Origin of the sequence: Actinoplanes sp. NPDC089786, assembly GCF_040684855.1 — a bacterium.
Taxonomy (GTDB): Bacteria; Actinomycetota; Actinomycetes; order Mycobacteriales; family Micromonosporaceae; genus Actinoplanes.
In genome coordinates, this window is record NZ_JBFBGU010000016.1 from 163,139 (window position 1) to 177,361 (window position 14,223).

Sequence of the window (14,223 nt, forward strand, 5' to 3'; positions counted from 1 at the left end):
TCGCGCGATGAGTGGTTCCCGCAGCACCGTGATGGGCCGGCCTCGGGGCTTCGACATCGACGAGGCGCTGGAGCGCGCCATGCGGGTGTTCTGGGAGCAGGGGTACGAGGGTTCGAGCCTCACCGACCTGACCGGCGCCATGGGAATCACCCGGACGAGCATGTACGCGGCCTTCGGCAACAAGGAGCAGCTGTTCCGCAAGGCCCTGCAGCGGTACGTGGACGGCCCGGCCGGCTACCTCGACGTTGCCCTGGCGCAGCCGACCGCCCGGGCCGTGGCCGAGGCGCTGCTGCGCGGAGCGGTCCGTACCGCCACCCTTCCCGAGAATTTCGCGGGGTGCCTGACCATCCAGGGCGCGCTGTCGGCCAGTGCCGAGAACCGTCCCGTCCATGACGTGCTCGTCCAGTGGCGCAACGCCGCCGGCGACCGCCTCGAGCAGCGTTTCCGCCGCGCGTCGGACGAGGGGGACCTGCCCGGCGACACCGATCCGCAACGGCTGGCCCGTTACATCATGGCGGTGGCGTTCGGCATTCCCGTGCACGCGGCCAACGGCCTCGGTCGCGCGGAGCTCGACGGGATCGTCGACCAGGTGATGTTGTCCTGGCCGTGACGCCGTCCCGGCCTCACTCGTCGTCCCGGCCTCACTCGTCGTCCTGGCCTCACTCGTCGTTCCGGTAGAACTCGCTGGGGTCGCCGGCCAGGGAGGCCTTGACGTGGGCGCTCCACTCGTCGGCGAGCACCTCGACGCGGTCCTGCTCGATCCCGTCCAGGCCGGCCCGCACGAGGACGGCCGGGTCGCCCTTGGGGCCGTCGTAGTCACTCAGCCCGGTGTCGGCGGCGCCGAGGTGCAGGGCGGTGACCAGGGTCTTCTGCTCGGCGAGCTCCAGGCGTACGCCGTTGGTCAGGTTCCACTCGGCGGCCTTGGCGACGCCGTAGGCGGTGTGGCCGGGATAGTTGAACCACGACATCGCCGACAGCACGTTGAGGATCGCACCGTCGGCCAGCCGTGGGGCGAAGGCCCGGATCATCGCGAGCGTGCCCCAGACGTGGGTGTCGAGCTCGCGGCGGATCCGGTCGAGGTCGCCGGTGACCAGGCCGGTCGCCGTGTCGATGCCGGCGTTGTTGACGAGCAGCGTGACGTCCGGTGCGGCGGCCGCCGCGGCGGCGACCGAGTCCGGGTCGGTGATGTCGAGCGGAAGCACCGTGGCGCCGGGGAGGTCGACGAGTTCGGGTCGGCGGGCGGTGGCGTACACCTTGGCGCCGCGGGAGAGAAGCTGCTCGGCGAAGTGCTTGCCGAGGCCGCGGTTGGCCCCGGTGACGAGGGCGACGGCTCCTGAGATCTGCATGGCTCCCACGCTAAAACCTGACATAGATGTGAGAGACAACCGCTTGAGAGCGCGGTCACACGGCTTACGCCGTACGCCATCTACACCGTCGGACGGTGCCCGCTTGACTCTCAATCAGGTCGAGAGGCGAGGATGGGAAGCCGTGCAGCGCCTCTCTAGTGGACGGATCTCCATGTTGCGAACGAAAAGGTTGATCGCCGGCGGAGTCGCCGCGATCGTCACCGCCGGCCTCGTGTCGGTCACGATGACGGCGCAGGCCGACACCCGGGCGCCGGCCCCGGCACTCGCCGAGTTCCTGCGGACCACGATGGACGAACTCGCCTTCCAGGAGGTGCTCGACCTCGCCCCGCCGGCCACGGTCAAGGTGAAGGCGACCGCCGACAAGGAGGGGGCGCCGCGGGTCAAGGGACTCGCCGCCGCGGCCGCCGAGCCGATCTCGCAGCAGCCGCAGATCGACGCCACCGTCCTCGAGCTGGACGGCTACGGCCGGATCACCGGCTCGGCGACCGTGCTGATGAGCCCGCAGTACCAGCACGGTGTGGTCGTGCCGGTCGACGAGAACCATCACACCAGCGCCGTGCGGTGGCGGCAGTGGGACGATGCCGGCTGGTACGCCAACCAGGCGCGGGGGACGATCGACATCGTGCCCGGCCGGGAGGACGCGCCCCTGGACTTCATGTCGCCGTACCCGGCCTCGGTGCTCAAGCTGATGGTCAACTTCGGCGTGTTGCGCCTGGTCGACCAGGGTCAGATCGCGCTCGACGACACGTACGCGTACCAGCCGGCGACGATCAGCTCGCTCTGCGGCGAGGCGAGCAGTGACACGATCCGCAACTACGTCGACAAGTCGCTGACCGAGTCGTCGAACGCGGCGACCTGCGCGCTGATCAAGATGATGCATGACCGCGGCGCGATCGACGGGCTCAACCAGGCGTTCCAGGATCTCGGCCTGGAGACGTTGCAGCTCAAGAACACCAACCCGGTCAACGGCGGGCGCTGGGGCAACCCGGTCACGATGAGCTCGCTGGACACCGCGAAGCTGCTGTCCGTCGTCAACGGGGGCGCCGGCACGTTGTGGACGACCCCGGCCGGCGTGCCGGTGACCAGGGACGTCCTGTCCTCCGCGTCGCGCCGGCTCTTCATGTCCAAGCTGGGTGAGCAGGGCTGGAACTGGATGTTGTCGACGCCGAACTACTGCGGCCGGGACTATCCGGCGGCGGGCATCCCGCAGCGGGTCGCGGACCGGTGGGTCGCCGAGGACGGCACGGTCACCGTCGCGGGCGAGGCCTTCGGCCAGGACGTGCGGCCCTGCAACGAGGCCGCCGAGGTGACCTTCGCCCACAAGCCGGGCTGGGTGAACAACACCGGCTCCGACGCCGGCGTCGTCAGGTCGTTGCCCGGCGCGGCCGACCGGCACTACATCGTCGCGGTCTTCTCCAACCTCGGTGACCAGTACCAGGACCCGGAGCGCCCGGCGACCCCGCCCGGCACCGTCCCGGTCGAGTACACCCAGAAGTTCGCGCGGCTCGGCGCGGCCCTCGACCAGTACGAGGCCGCCAGGAGCTAGAGCGCTGTCCCGCCGCCGTGCTCCGCTACCACCGCCACGAGCAGTGGTAGGGGAGCGCGGCATCGCGGCCCCGAACACCGTCCGGACCTACCACTGCTGCGGGGCAGCCGAGGACGGCTGGGGGCTACCGCTGGTTTCCCGCGCGCAGCCAGGCGATGTAGTCGGCGGCAGCCGCGGCGGTGTCGTACCGGGGCTCGAACCCGGTGTCCTCGCGCAGGCGCGTGATGTCGAGCCAGCTCACCGGGTGGTCCCCGGCCGAGGGGAGTTCGCACTGGAAGCCGGGCTCGACGGAGTTGATCGCGGTGACGACGTCGGCGTTGCTCGTGGCGCGACCGGAGGCGACGTTGTACGTGGGGTGGTTCAGCTTCCCGGCGAGCTGCAGCAGCGCGAGCGCGCGACCGGTGTCCTTGACGTAGAGCAGGTCGAGAGCGTCGTCGGCGTGCGGCGGTGCGAGCAGTCCGGACAGGTCGGGTTGGCTGCGCCGGGCGGCGGCATGAGCCAGGGAGGGTGCGGCGAAGAACGGGTCGGGCAGGTGGCCGCCGGGACCCCAGGTGCCGGAGATGCGTGCGTTGACGATGTCCACGTCGGTCACGTCCGAGAGGTGGCCGGCGAGAAGTTCGGTGATCTTCTTGAACGTCGGGATGGGGTGGAAGTACCCCAGGGGGATCGGCACGTCCTCGGTCAGCGCGCCTCCGGAGCCGAAGCCGTAGACGCCGATGGTGCTCGCGGCCACGACACGGCGCACACCCCAGGCCTGCGCGGCGCGGACGATGTTGAGGAACGCATCCAGCGCCCCCCTCGTGGCCTCGATCGGGTCGACGTCGGTCACCGGCCACGGCAGAGCGACGGCGAGGTGCACGATCCCGGTGATCGGGTACTGCCGGCCCACGGCGAGCAGGGCGTCGAGGTCGGCGACGTCGGCCTGGACGACGTGGATGGGAAGGTCGGCCAGGTGCGGGGGGACCTGCGGGGTGCGGCGCTGGAGCAGGACGCACTCCTCGCCGGCGTCGGTGAGGGCGCGGACGGTGTGGGAGCCGATGAAGCCGAGCCCTCCGGTGACGAGGATCATGGTCGCGCCTTTCGCAGCAGGTCTGATCGTCAGTAGTACTGACGATCAGGCTAAGCCTAAGATGGGACCCGTGTCCACCGAGCCGAGCACCACCGCTGACCCGCACGAGGTCTTGGGGTACCTCCTCAAGCACGCGGCCCTCAAGCTCGCGGCGTTGACGGACGCGGCGCTCGAGCCGCTGGGGATCGACAGCAAGGACTTCGGGGCGCTCCGGGTCCTGGCCCACCGGGAGCCGGCGTCGCAGCTGCAGGTGGCGCAGACGCTCGGCATCGACCGCACCACGATGGTGGCGTTGCTGGACGTGCTCGAGGGCAAGGGCATCATCACGCGGCGCCCGGACCCCGCAGACCGGCGCAGGAACGTCGTCGAGCTCACCGCACCGGGGTTGCAGACCTACGACGCGGCGGAGCTGGCGTACGGAAAGGCCGAGAGCGCGTTCGTGGCCGCGATCAGTCCGAATGCGACCGATCAGCTTCGCCGGACACTGCGCACCCTCGTGGAGAACTGACCCGGGCCCGGGTCACCGGTGACCCGGCCTGAACAATGTGGGTGGCGGAAGCTCGGAGAACTCTTCCGCCACCCCATTTCCTGAATCCCTATTGTGCCGTCCGATAAATGACCCGAGGTGCCGGATTCACGCCGAATGATCGCTTGAAATGAATGCCGAGCCGATCAGAAGTGGACGATCCGCAGCGTCGGGGAGCCGCCGTTCGCGCCGACGGTGATCACGAACAGCTCGGTGGCGTACTTGGACCAGGCCAGCCCGCGCAGGGCGACGACGTCGGTGGTGACGTCGAGCCGATCGACCGGCAGGACACCGCCCGGCTCGTAGACGAGCACGTCGTCGCCGGGGTTCTGGATGCCGAGCGCGAGGTACTGGTCGTCGGGGGAGATGGACACCGCGGCCGGGTGCTGTCCGACGCGGTAGGCGCCCCGGCCGACCAGATCCTCGGTCTCGTACGCCGGGAAGTCGTTGGTCGACCGGCTCGCCGTGTAGAGCAACTCGCCGGTCGCGTCGACGTCGGTGTCGACCAGGTTGCTGCCGGGGGCGTCGCTGCTGGCCCGGGCCACGAGAGCGTTGTCGTCGACCGTGTAGGCCCAGCTGGTCGAGCGGCTCAGCGCCAGCTGGCTGGCCACCAGCGGACCGTCGGCGTCGTCGGCCGACGCGAGGATCGGCGCACGCAGGAACCTCGCCTCGCCCTGCTGGGAGGTCTGGACCGTGGCCGGGCTGACCGCCGTGTCCAGGCGGCCGACGCCGCCGGTCCAGTTGTCGTCGCAGCCGTGGCCGAACCAGATGTTGTCGCCGGTGCGGGCCAGGTGGGTCGGGCAGGTTCGCGACCCGGTGGGGTACCGGTCGATCTCCTTGAGCGTGTGCACGTCGATGACGCTGATCGCGTCGCCGGCGGCGAGGGCGGCGTACAGCTTGGTGCGGTCGGCGTTGAGGGCCATGCCGGTGGCGCCGTACTGCCTGCCGATGGTCTTGCGGACCCGGCCGTCGAAGTCGGTGACGACGATGCCGTTCGAGCTGGGGCCCCCGCTGACGAAGACCAGGGAGTGTTCGTCGTCGACGACCATCGCCCCGTAGGTGGGCAGGCCCAGCGCGGTTCCGTCGGCCGCCCGCGCCGCCGTCGCGGTCAGCCCGACCAGCAGGAGTGTTCCGGCGCAAACGGCGCTGACGCGGCGCAGGACCGATTGTCTATGCATGATCCACTGCCTCATGGTGCCTCCCCCGTTGTGACAACCCGAGCATCGGGAGATTAGCGCCCGGGTTTTTGGCCTGCAACCCCGTCGAATCAGCTTGACGAGCCACCATGGACAGTCCCCGCATACACAGTGGAGAGATCGTCTGATTCTCGACCGAAGGAGCCATTGCCTTGTGGCAACTTTTCTGCGTAGCGTGTCCGTGGCAATTGCACTACACGGGGGCTTGACTTCACTTCGGCGCAGACACGACAACGTCGTGCCTGACTGCACTACATTGTCCGAAATCAATCTCATTCGCGTTGTTCCGGCACCCTGCCGGGCGACGCGGCCCTCCGTGCTGCGTTCCGACAGGTCGTGCTGGGACAACAACCACGGGGGGTTGGTGTGTCGAAATCCGTACGCGTCAGATGGTGGATCGCCGTCGTAGCGGTTCTCGCGCTGGTGGGGAGCGGGGTGTATGTGGCCGGCCGCAGGGGCGGCTGGCTGCCCGGCTCCGGCGAGGCGGCGCCGGCGACCGGCGCGACCGGTAGGGGAGTGCCCCTGGCGACCGGCCGCGAGGTCGCCACCAGCGACCGCACACCGGCCAAGCTGGTCAGCACGCCGGAACGCCCGGTGGCCAAGGTGCCGCTGCCCGCCGTCAAGCGGGTCCGGGAGCTGGTCGGCCAGCGGACCGTCAACATCAAGCGCTTCCTGCTCAAGGACGGGCGGGTGCAGGACGAGGTGTCGGCCGGGCCGCGGCACTACCGCGACGACCGGGGCCGGTGGCAGAACATCGACACCCGGATCAAGGCCAGTGACCGGCCCGGTTACCCGGCGGCGAACACGACCAACTCGTTCATCACGCACTTCGGCGACCGGACCGACCGCCTGCTGACCTTCGAGCAGGACGGCCGGCGGGTGGCCGTCGGCCTGGACGGGCCGGCCCGCCCGGTGCGGCCCGCGATCAAGGGGAGCACCGCGACCTTCGCCGTGGACGGTGTCGAGTACACGTACACGGTGACGCCGACCGCGCTGAAGAGCGACATCCGGCTCCGGTCGGCGCCGGCGACCGCCCCCGCGTACCGATTCGTGCTGGATCTGCGCGGGGTCGGCGCGGTCGCGCGGCCGGACGGGTCGATCGCCTTCGCCGGCGGTGACGGCCCGCCGCTGTTCTACCTGCCCAAGCCGTTCATGTACGACGCCAAGGACGACGCGCGCAGCCCGTACGGCAAGGCCTACAGCAGCAAGGTGACGCAGGCGCTGACCGCACGCGGCGCCCGGTCCCTGGTGACGATCACGCCGGACGCGGCGTGGCTGACGGACGCGGCGCGGAAGTACCCGGTCGTGGTCGACCCGACCGTGAAGATCCAGCCGACGGTCACCCAGTCGCAGGACGCGATGATCACCTCGGACGAGCCGGCCCGGAACTTCGACGGCAACTGGCGGCTGTCGGTGGGCAACACCAGCAGCTCCGTCGCCCGCAGCCTGTTGCGCTTCGACCTGTCGCGGATCCCCGCCGGGACGACGCTCGACTCGGCGCAGCTGCGCACCTGGTTCGACCAGACGCACACCACCGACGCGGCCAACGTCGAGGTCGGCGCGTACCGGGTGACCGCGCCCTGGACCGAGGACACGGTCACCTGGAACTCGATCAACGGCTCGAGCGCGGATCTGGCCCAGAACAGCACCACGGTGGACAACTCGGAGGCCAACCGGACGTCGTTCAGCGGCGAGTGGACCAACACCACGGGCGCCGGCAACGGCGGCGGGTACCGGATGAACAAGGACACCCGCACCGGTGACACCTTCACCTGGGTGCCGCGGCTGACCGAGGCCGGTGTCTACACCGTCGAGGCGTACCACGTCGGCGGCGCCGACCGCGCCACCAACGCCCCGTTCACCGTGCACCACGCCGGGGGTACGGCGACGGTGAACGTGAACCAGACCACCGGCGGCAACGGGGCGTGGACGACCCTGGGCACGTACTCCTTCGCGGCCGGGACCACCCACAAGGTCGTGCTCGGCGACGTGGCCGGCAAGGCCGTCGTCGCCGACGCGGTCCGGTTCATCAAGCGCGGCACCGACGTCAAGAAGGTGAACCAGGTCAACGCCTGGCACAACTTCAGCGTCCGGGACACCGTGCAGAACTGGCTGGACGGCACCCAGGCCAACAACGGGTTCATGCTGAAGGCGACCACCGAGACCCCGAACACCGGCGGGCCCCGGTACGAGGCCGCCGAGTACGCCTACAACGGCGAGGTCGACCAGACGCCGAAGCTGCTGCTGACCTACGGCAAGCCGGGCGTCGACCTCGCGCCGCCGATGACGATCCGGTCCACCGGCGCCGATCTGAAGTGGGCTCCGTACGCCAGCGACGACTACGTCGAGTACCAGATCCACCGCAGCATCTGGCAGCACTTCCTGCCCACCCGGGCCACGCTGGTCGCCCCGGTGAAGAAGGGGCAGACCGCCTACAACGACACCAGCGCCGAGCCCACGCCGGCGAACTCGGCCGAACCGTTCGGCAACGCGTTCTACTACCAGGTCGCGGTGAAGCTGCGGGACGGGTCGCTGCTCGGCTCGCAGAGCCAGCTCGTCCGCCTGCCCAAGGCGGGCCGGGTGGTCAAGGTGATCCAGGGCGACGCCCGCGACACCACGTTGTCGAGCACCGAGCCGACCGTGGGACACGACGTGCTGCAGGGCTCGCCGTGGCTGTCGGTGGGCAACAACAGCGCCACGTACGGCAAGACCCGCGCCGTCGTGAAGTTCCCGAGCATGAACGGCGTGCCGACCGGGGCCCGGGTCCTCGACGCCAAGGTCAACCTCTGGGGCTTCTACACCGTCGGCAGCGGCGCCACCTACCAGCTGCACGAGCTCACCAAGGACTTCGACGAGGGCGCCGCCAGCTGGAACCGGGCCAGCGCGGCCACCGCCTGGACCAGCCCGGGCGGTGACATCCAGGCCGCCGGGCTGGGCACGGTCAGCCAGGTCACCAACGACCCGGTGGTGCGGCAGTTCGACGCCGACACGCTGGTGCAGAAGTGGATCGCCGATCCGAACACCAACAAGGGCGCCCTGATCAAGCTGGCCGACGAGGCCGGGCCGCAGGAGCGCACGCTGTTCCTCTCCGGCGAGGGCGCCGAGCCGCTGCTGCAGCCGAAGCTGACGGTGGTCTACGCCGACCCGGCGGGCACGTACTACGCCCCGACGGTGCCGAGCCGGATGATCCCGGGCGACGAGTACTCCGCCCCGGTCACCGTGGCCAACACCACCGACCAGGTGATCAAGAAGGACGACTGGGTGCTCTCGTACCGCTGGGAGACGGCGGACGGCCGGGACGTCACGACCGCCGACAACCGGCGTGACACCGCGCTCACCGCGGACCTGAACCGTGGTGACGCGCAGACGGTGACCGCGAAGATCATGACGCCGGCCCGGCAGGACACGGCCAACAAGCGGGAATCATTCGTCCTGAAGTGGGACCTGCGGCAGAAGGCCACCGGGCAGTGGCTGTCGCAGACCGCGCAGATCCCCCCGCTGGCGCAGGAGATCGCCGTCGAGGACCCGACCTCGGACCAGCTCGGCCTGGAGAAGTTCTATCAGTACGGCGGCTCACCGGCCGGCGCCGGCTCGAACGTGCTGGTCAACCAGTTCGGCGGCAACGCCGTCTTCAGCTACGACGTGCTGGACAACCCGAGCCGTGGCCTGAACACGTTCGTGCGGCTCACCTACAACAGCCAGGACACGTCCAACTCGTACATCGGCTACGGCTGGTCGCTGTCCACCTCCAGCATCGCCCGGCTCGGCTCGCCGCTGCGGTTCACCGGCGGCACGCCGGACTGGCCCGAGAAGGTCGACCTGGTCGACGGGGACGGCACGACCAACGTGTTCCAGCTGAACAAGCACAACAGCACCAGGACGTCCGACTGGGACTACGACCACCCCAAGGGCGTGCACCTGTACTTCCAGCGCACCGGTGACGAGGACACCACCAAGGCGTACGTGATGACCCGGCCGGACCGGACGAAGGCGTTCTTCGACACCGACGGCTACCAGACCGCGGTCATCGACAACAACGGCAACGAGCTGAACTACACGTACGAGCGGACGTCCGCGTCCAACCTGAACACGGGCGTGCTGAAGTACATCACCGACTCGGCCGGCCGGCGCACGCTCTCGCTGGACTACTACGCGCAGGGTGACCCGCAGTACGACTACTTCGTCAACAACGAGAAGAAGAGCGGCGTCAACCTCGACAACGGCAAGATCATCGAGCAGCTGAAGTCGATCACCGACATCAACGGCCGGACGGTCACCTTCACGTACAGCAACAAGGGCCTGCTCCAGCTGGTCGTCGACGGCCAGGGCGACAGCGGGGAGAAGCCGTTCCAGTTCTGGTACGACGACAAGCTGGGCGACGGCAACCCGAAGCTGACCCGGGTCGACGACCCCCGCGGCAACCCCACGGTGGTGCGCTACTACGACACCAACGACAACCAGAACCGCCGGTTCCGGGCCAAGGCCGTGGTCGACCGCGAGGAGAAGGAAACCGTCTTCGACTACCTGAACCTCGACGGCGACGCCAACAAGCAGATCACCTCCACCATCCTCGACGCGCAGGGCCGGCTGTCCACGTTCCTGATCGACGGCTTCGGCCGGCCCACCCTGCTGACCAACGCCAAGGGTGAGAAGACCGAGCTGCACTGGGACGCCGACAACAACGTGGACCGGCTGAAGGAGGACAACGGGGCCACCACCACGTGGGTGTACGACCCCAAGACGGGCTATCCCACGGAGATCCGCGACGCCGAGGCCAACGCCGACCCGCAGGCGCCGCAGTCACCGACCAGGCTGATGTACCGCACAGGGCTGAAGGGGTACACCGCCGAGCTGATCGACAAGATCAGCCCGGAGGGACGGCACTGGGTCTTCGGCTACGACGACTTCGCCAACCTGGTCTCGGTGACCGACCCGAAGGGCGTCGCCACCGACCGGGTCGAGGGTGACTACACCACCACCTACACCTACGACCGGTACGGCCAGATGGAGTCGGCCACCGACGCGAACGAGAAGACCACCCTGTTCTCCGACTTCGAGCCGGTCGGCTATCCCAAGCGGATCACCGACCCGCTCAAGAACGTCACCACGTACGAGTACGACGTGCTGGGCAACGTGACCAGCGTCGAGGACGCCCGGAAGAAGAAGAGCACCTACGAGTACGACCTGTTCGGCCGGCCGCGGGGCAGCAAGGTGCCGAAGGACCAGGACAACGGCGTCTACATCATCACCCCGGGTCCGAGCTACGACCGCAACGACAACGTCTACGAGGACGTCCGCGCCAACGGGGCCAAGACCACGGCCACCCACGACCCGATGGACCGGATCCGTGCCGTCATGGAGCCGCCGGACACCCAGGGCGGGGCCGAACGGCGAACCAGCTACGAGTACGACAACGTCGGCAACCTGATCTGGATCACCGAGCCCAAGGGCAGCGCGAGCGCCGACCCGAACGACTACCGGACCAGGTACGTCTACGACGAGCTGAACCGCGTCCTGCAGATGACCGACGCCAAGGGCGGCAAGGTCACCTACACCTACGACCGGGTCGGCAACCTCAAGACCATCGCCGACCAGCGCAAGAACGACACGACCGACCCCAACGACGTCAACACGACCTACGAGTACGACCGCAAGCACCAGGTCACCGCGGTCCTCGACGCCGACGGGAACCGGCAGGAGACCCGCTACGACGGCGACGGGAACCCGATCGTCCGCAAGGACCAGGACGGCAACGAGACCACCACGGTCCTCGACGAGCGGGCCAAGCCGATCGAGCAGCGGGTGCCGTACAGCCGGGCCGCGGACGGCAAGGTCACCTACCGCACCACCCGGTTCGGCTACGACGAGGTCGGCAACCGCACCAAGGTGGAGACGCCGCGCGGCGTCGAGACCGAGGCGGACAAGAACGACTTCGCCAACGTCACCGTCTATGACGCGATGAACCGGGTGAAGGAACAGATCCAGCCGTACGACGAGGACGACGCGGAGTACAAGACCCCCGAGAAGACCACGTACGAGTACGACGAGGTGGGCCGGGTCAAGCTGGTCAGCTCGCCGCCGTCGGGCAAGCAGGGCCAGGACAAGCGGATCAACACCACCCACGACTACTTCGACAACGGCTGGGTGCGGAGCAGCACCGACGAGTGGAACATCAAGACCACCTACGACTACGACGCTCTCGGCGCGCAGACCAGCCGCAAGGTCACCGGCAAGGACAAGACCCAGTCGATGAGCACGACGTACTACCCCGACGGCAAGAAGAAGACCCGGGTCGACGACGGGGACGGCGCCGGGCAGAAGAAGAAGAGCTTCGCCTACACCTACGACCTCAACGGCAACATCACCGAGATGAAGGACACCAGCTCGGACGCCAAGGTCGACCAGTACGCCCTGACCTACGACGGGCTGAACCGGGTGGACAAGATCGAGGAGAAGAAGTCCGGGACGACGAAGAACACCACCTCGTTCACCTACTTCTCCAACGGCCTGACCAAGACCCGCACCCACGACAAGCAGTTCTCCGAGTTCAACTACAACCCGCTCGACCTCGCCGCCGAGTCGAAGGTCGGCACGTCCAGCACCGATCCCAAGCTGAAGGTCACCAAGTTCACCTACACCAAGCGGCACGAGGTGAAGACCGAGACCAAGGCCAACGGCAACGTGGTCACCAAGGACTACTACCTCGACGGCCAGGAGAAGCACCAGGTCGAGAAGAAGAACAACGACGCGGTGGTCAACGAGCACAGCTACGAGTACAACCTCAACGGCCACCGCAGCAAGGACGTCGCCCACAAGCAGAACGCCGACAACAACGCGGCGTTCCTGGACACGACGACCGAGAACTCGTTCGACCCGCTGGACCGCATCCGGAAGGTGACCAAGACCGGGCACGGCGCGACGACCGAGGAATACGACCACGACGCCAACAACAACGTCATCCGGCAGAAGCTGAAGGACGGCGAGACGACCTTCACCTACGACCGCAACCGGGTGACCAAGTCGACCACGGACGGAACCACGGCCGACTACACGTACGACGACTTCGGCCGCATGGAGAAGATCAGCTCGCAGGGCATCGACCTGCAGACGTACAAGTACGACTCCTTCAACCGCGTCACCTCGGCGTCGAAGTTCCAGGGCGGCACGACGGAGTACACCTACGACCCGCTGGACCGGCAGGCCTCCCGCAAGAAGGGCAGCGAGACCACCGAGTACGGCTACCTCGGCACCTCGGAGAAGATCCTGTCCGAGGAGGTCGGCGGTCAGCTGAAGAAGTCGTACCAGTACTCGCCGTCCGGGCAGCTGTTGTCGCAGACCACCTTCACGCCCGGCGGGCAGGAGGACGCCTACCTCGGGTACAACGCGCACGAGGACGTCGAGCAGCTGACCGACGACAAGGGCAACTCGAAGTCGACGTACGGGTACACCGCCTACGGCAAGGACGACCAGCAGCAGTTCACCGGCATCGACAAGCCCAGCGGCGCCCAGCCGGGTGACCCGGCCAAGACGCCGTACAACGCGTACCGCTTCAACGGCAAGCGGTTCGACGAGGTCAGCGGCGACTACAACATGGGCTTCCGCAACTACAACCCCGGCCTGAACCGGTTCCTCAGCCGCGACTACTACAACGGGGCGCTCGCCGACCTCAACATGTCGGTCGACCCGTTCACCAACAACCGGTACGCCTTCGCCGGCGGCAACCCGGTCACCAACATCGAGATCGACGGCCACTTCTCCCTGGGCGACATCGGCGACAAGATCAAGGAAGGTGTCGACAAGCTCAAGAACGTCGCCAAGGACGCCATCGGAGCCGGTGGGGAGGCCGCGAAGGGCGCCGCGCAGAAGGCGTCCGACAAGGCCGGCAAGCTCTGGGAGCAGACCAAGGACAAGGCCAACAAGGCGATCGACAAGGGGATCGACAAGGGCAAGCAGGCGGCCGACGACCTCGGAGCGCTCCAGTCGGCCGGCGAGGGCATCGCCAAGCAGACCGAGAAGTGGACCGACGCGGCCAAGCTGAAGGACCCCGCCATGAACGCGGCCGGCAAGCTCGGTCGCAGCAAGGCCTGGAAGGCGGCCGGCCCGATCGGGGACGCCATCGGCGGTGCGCTCAGCTTCACCAAGCACAAGCGTGAGGGGGACAAGTGGTTCGCCGCCGGGACCAAGGCCGGCATCGAGACCGGCCTCAGCATGGGCCTTGGGGCGCTCGGAGCAGCAGCCGGCGGCGTGTGCGGGCCCGCGGCCCCGGCCTGTGGGGCGGTGTTCGCCGGCGCGGGGTCCTACGCCGGAGGCTGGCTGGGCGAGAAGATCACCAGCACCGACCGGTCCGGGGACGACGCGGGCATCAAGGTCGGTGACAGCACGGTCGGCCAGAAGATCGAGGACTGGTCGGACAAGCAGCAGGAGGACTTCGGCCGGGACGTCGGCATCAGTGACTGACGTCCCGCCGCGGTAGAGGCGCCGGGGGCGCCCGGCAGGCCCGCCCCCCCCCCCCCCAGTTA

At 68.4% G+C, this 14,223-nt stretch carries 7 protein-coding genes; 4 read left to right on the forward strand and 3 right to left on the reverse strand.

Going from position 1 to position 14,223, the window contains the following annotated elements; genetic code table 11:
* Positions 1-7: 7 nt before the first annotated feature.
* Positions 8-610 (forward strand): TetR/AcrR family transcriptional regulator, encoded by a 603-nt coding sequence (locus AB0O15_RS33765; protein ID WP_364327127.1) that lies wholly within the window; start codon positions 8-10, stop codon positions 608-610.
* Positions 611-659: 49 nt separating this feature from the next.
* On the opposite strand, the gene AB0O15_RS33770 is transcribed toward AB0O15_RS33765, so the two are convergent.
* The gene (locus tag AB0O15_RS33770; RefSeq protein ID WP_364327130.1) at positions 660-1,346 is read right to left on the reverse strand and encodes an SDR family oxidoreductase; all 687 of its coding nucleotides are present in this window, start codon (positions 1,344-1,346) and stop codon (positions 660-662) included.
* Between the two features lie 172 nt (positions 1,347-1,518).
* Here AB0O15_RS33770 and AB0O15_RS33775 point away from each other — a divergent pair, with 172 nt between their 5' ends.
* Complete coding sequence (locus tag AB0O15_RS33775; protein ID WP_364327133.1) at positions 1,519-2,913, forward strand: serine hydrolase; 1,395 nt, start codon at positions 1,519-1,521, stop codon at positions 2,911-2,913.
* 124 nt (positions 2,914-3,037) lie between these two features.
* On the opposite strand, the gene AB0O15_RS33780 is transcribed toward AB0O15_RS33775, so the two are convergent.
* Positions 3,038-3,982, reverse strand: a complete 945-nt coding sequence (locus tag AB0O15_RS33780; protein ID WP_364327136.1) for an NAD(P)-dependent oxidoreductase — start codon at positions 3,980-3,982, stop codon at positions 3,038-3,040.
* 70 nt (positions 3,983-4,052) lie between these two features.
* Between AB0O15_RS33780 and AB0O15_RS33785 the strand changes: the two genes are divergently transcribed.
* A complete protein-coding gene (locus tag AB0O15_RS33785) occupies positions 4,053-4,490 on the forward strand; it encodes a MarR family winged helix-turn-helix transcriptional regulator (RefSeq protein ID WP_364327139.1) in 438 nt (145 codons plus the stop codon).
* Between the two features lie 164 nt (positions 4,491-4,654).
* Here the strand turns inward: AB0O15_RS33785 and AB0O15_RS33790 are convergent, their stop codons facing one another.
* Complete coding sequence (locus AB0O15_RS33790; RefSeq protein WP_364327142.1) at positions 4,655-5,686, reverse strand: hypothetical protein; 1,032 nt, start codon at positions 5,684-5,686, stop codon at positions 4,655-4,657.
* A gap of 459 nt (positions 5,687-6,145) precedes the next feature.
* Here AB0O15_RS33790 and AB0O15_RS33795 point away from each other — a divergent pair, with 459 nt between their 5' ends.
* Positions 6,146-14,161, forward strand: coding sequence for a DNRLRE domain-containing protein (locus tag AB0O15_RS33795; RefSeq protein ID WP_364327145.1), 8,016 nt, complete (start codon positions 6,146-6,148; stop codon positions 14,159-14,161).
* The last annotated feature ends 62 nt before the right edge of the window (positions 14,162-14,223 follow it).

Bases quoted from the DNA above. Each gene is read 5' to 3' on its own strand.
- AB0O15_RS33765 (WP_364327127.1), top strand. From the start codon at position 8: ATGAGTGGTTCCCGCAGCACCGTGATGGGCCGGCCTCGGGGCTTCGAC.
- AB0O15_RS33770 (WP_364327130.1), bottom strand. From the start codon at position 1,346: ATGCAGATCTCAGGAGCCGTCGCCCTCGTCACCGGGGCCAACCGCGGC.
- AB0O15_RS33775 (WP_364327133.1), top strand. From the start codon at position 1,519: ATGTTGCGAACGAAAAGGTTGATCGCCGGCGGAGTCGCCGCGATCGTC.
- AB0O15_RS33780 (WP_364327136.1), bottom strand. From the start codon at position 3,982: ATGATCCTCGTCACCGGAGGGCTCGGCTTCATCGGCTCCCACACCGTC.
- AB0O15_RS33790 (WP_364327142.1), bottom strand. From the start codon at position 5,686: ATGCATAGACAATCGGTCCTGCGCCGCGTCAGCGCCGTTTGCGCCGGA.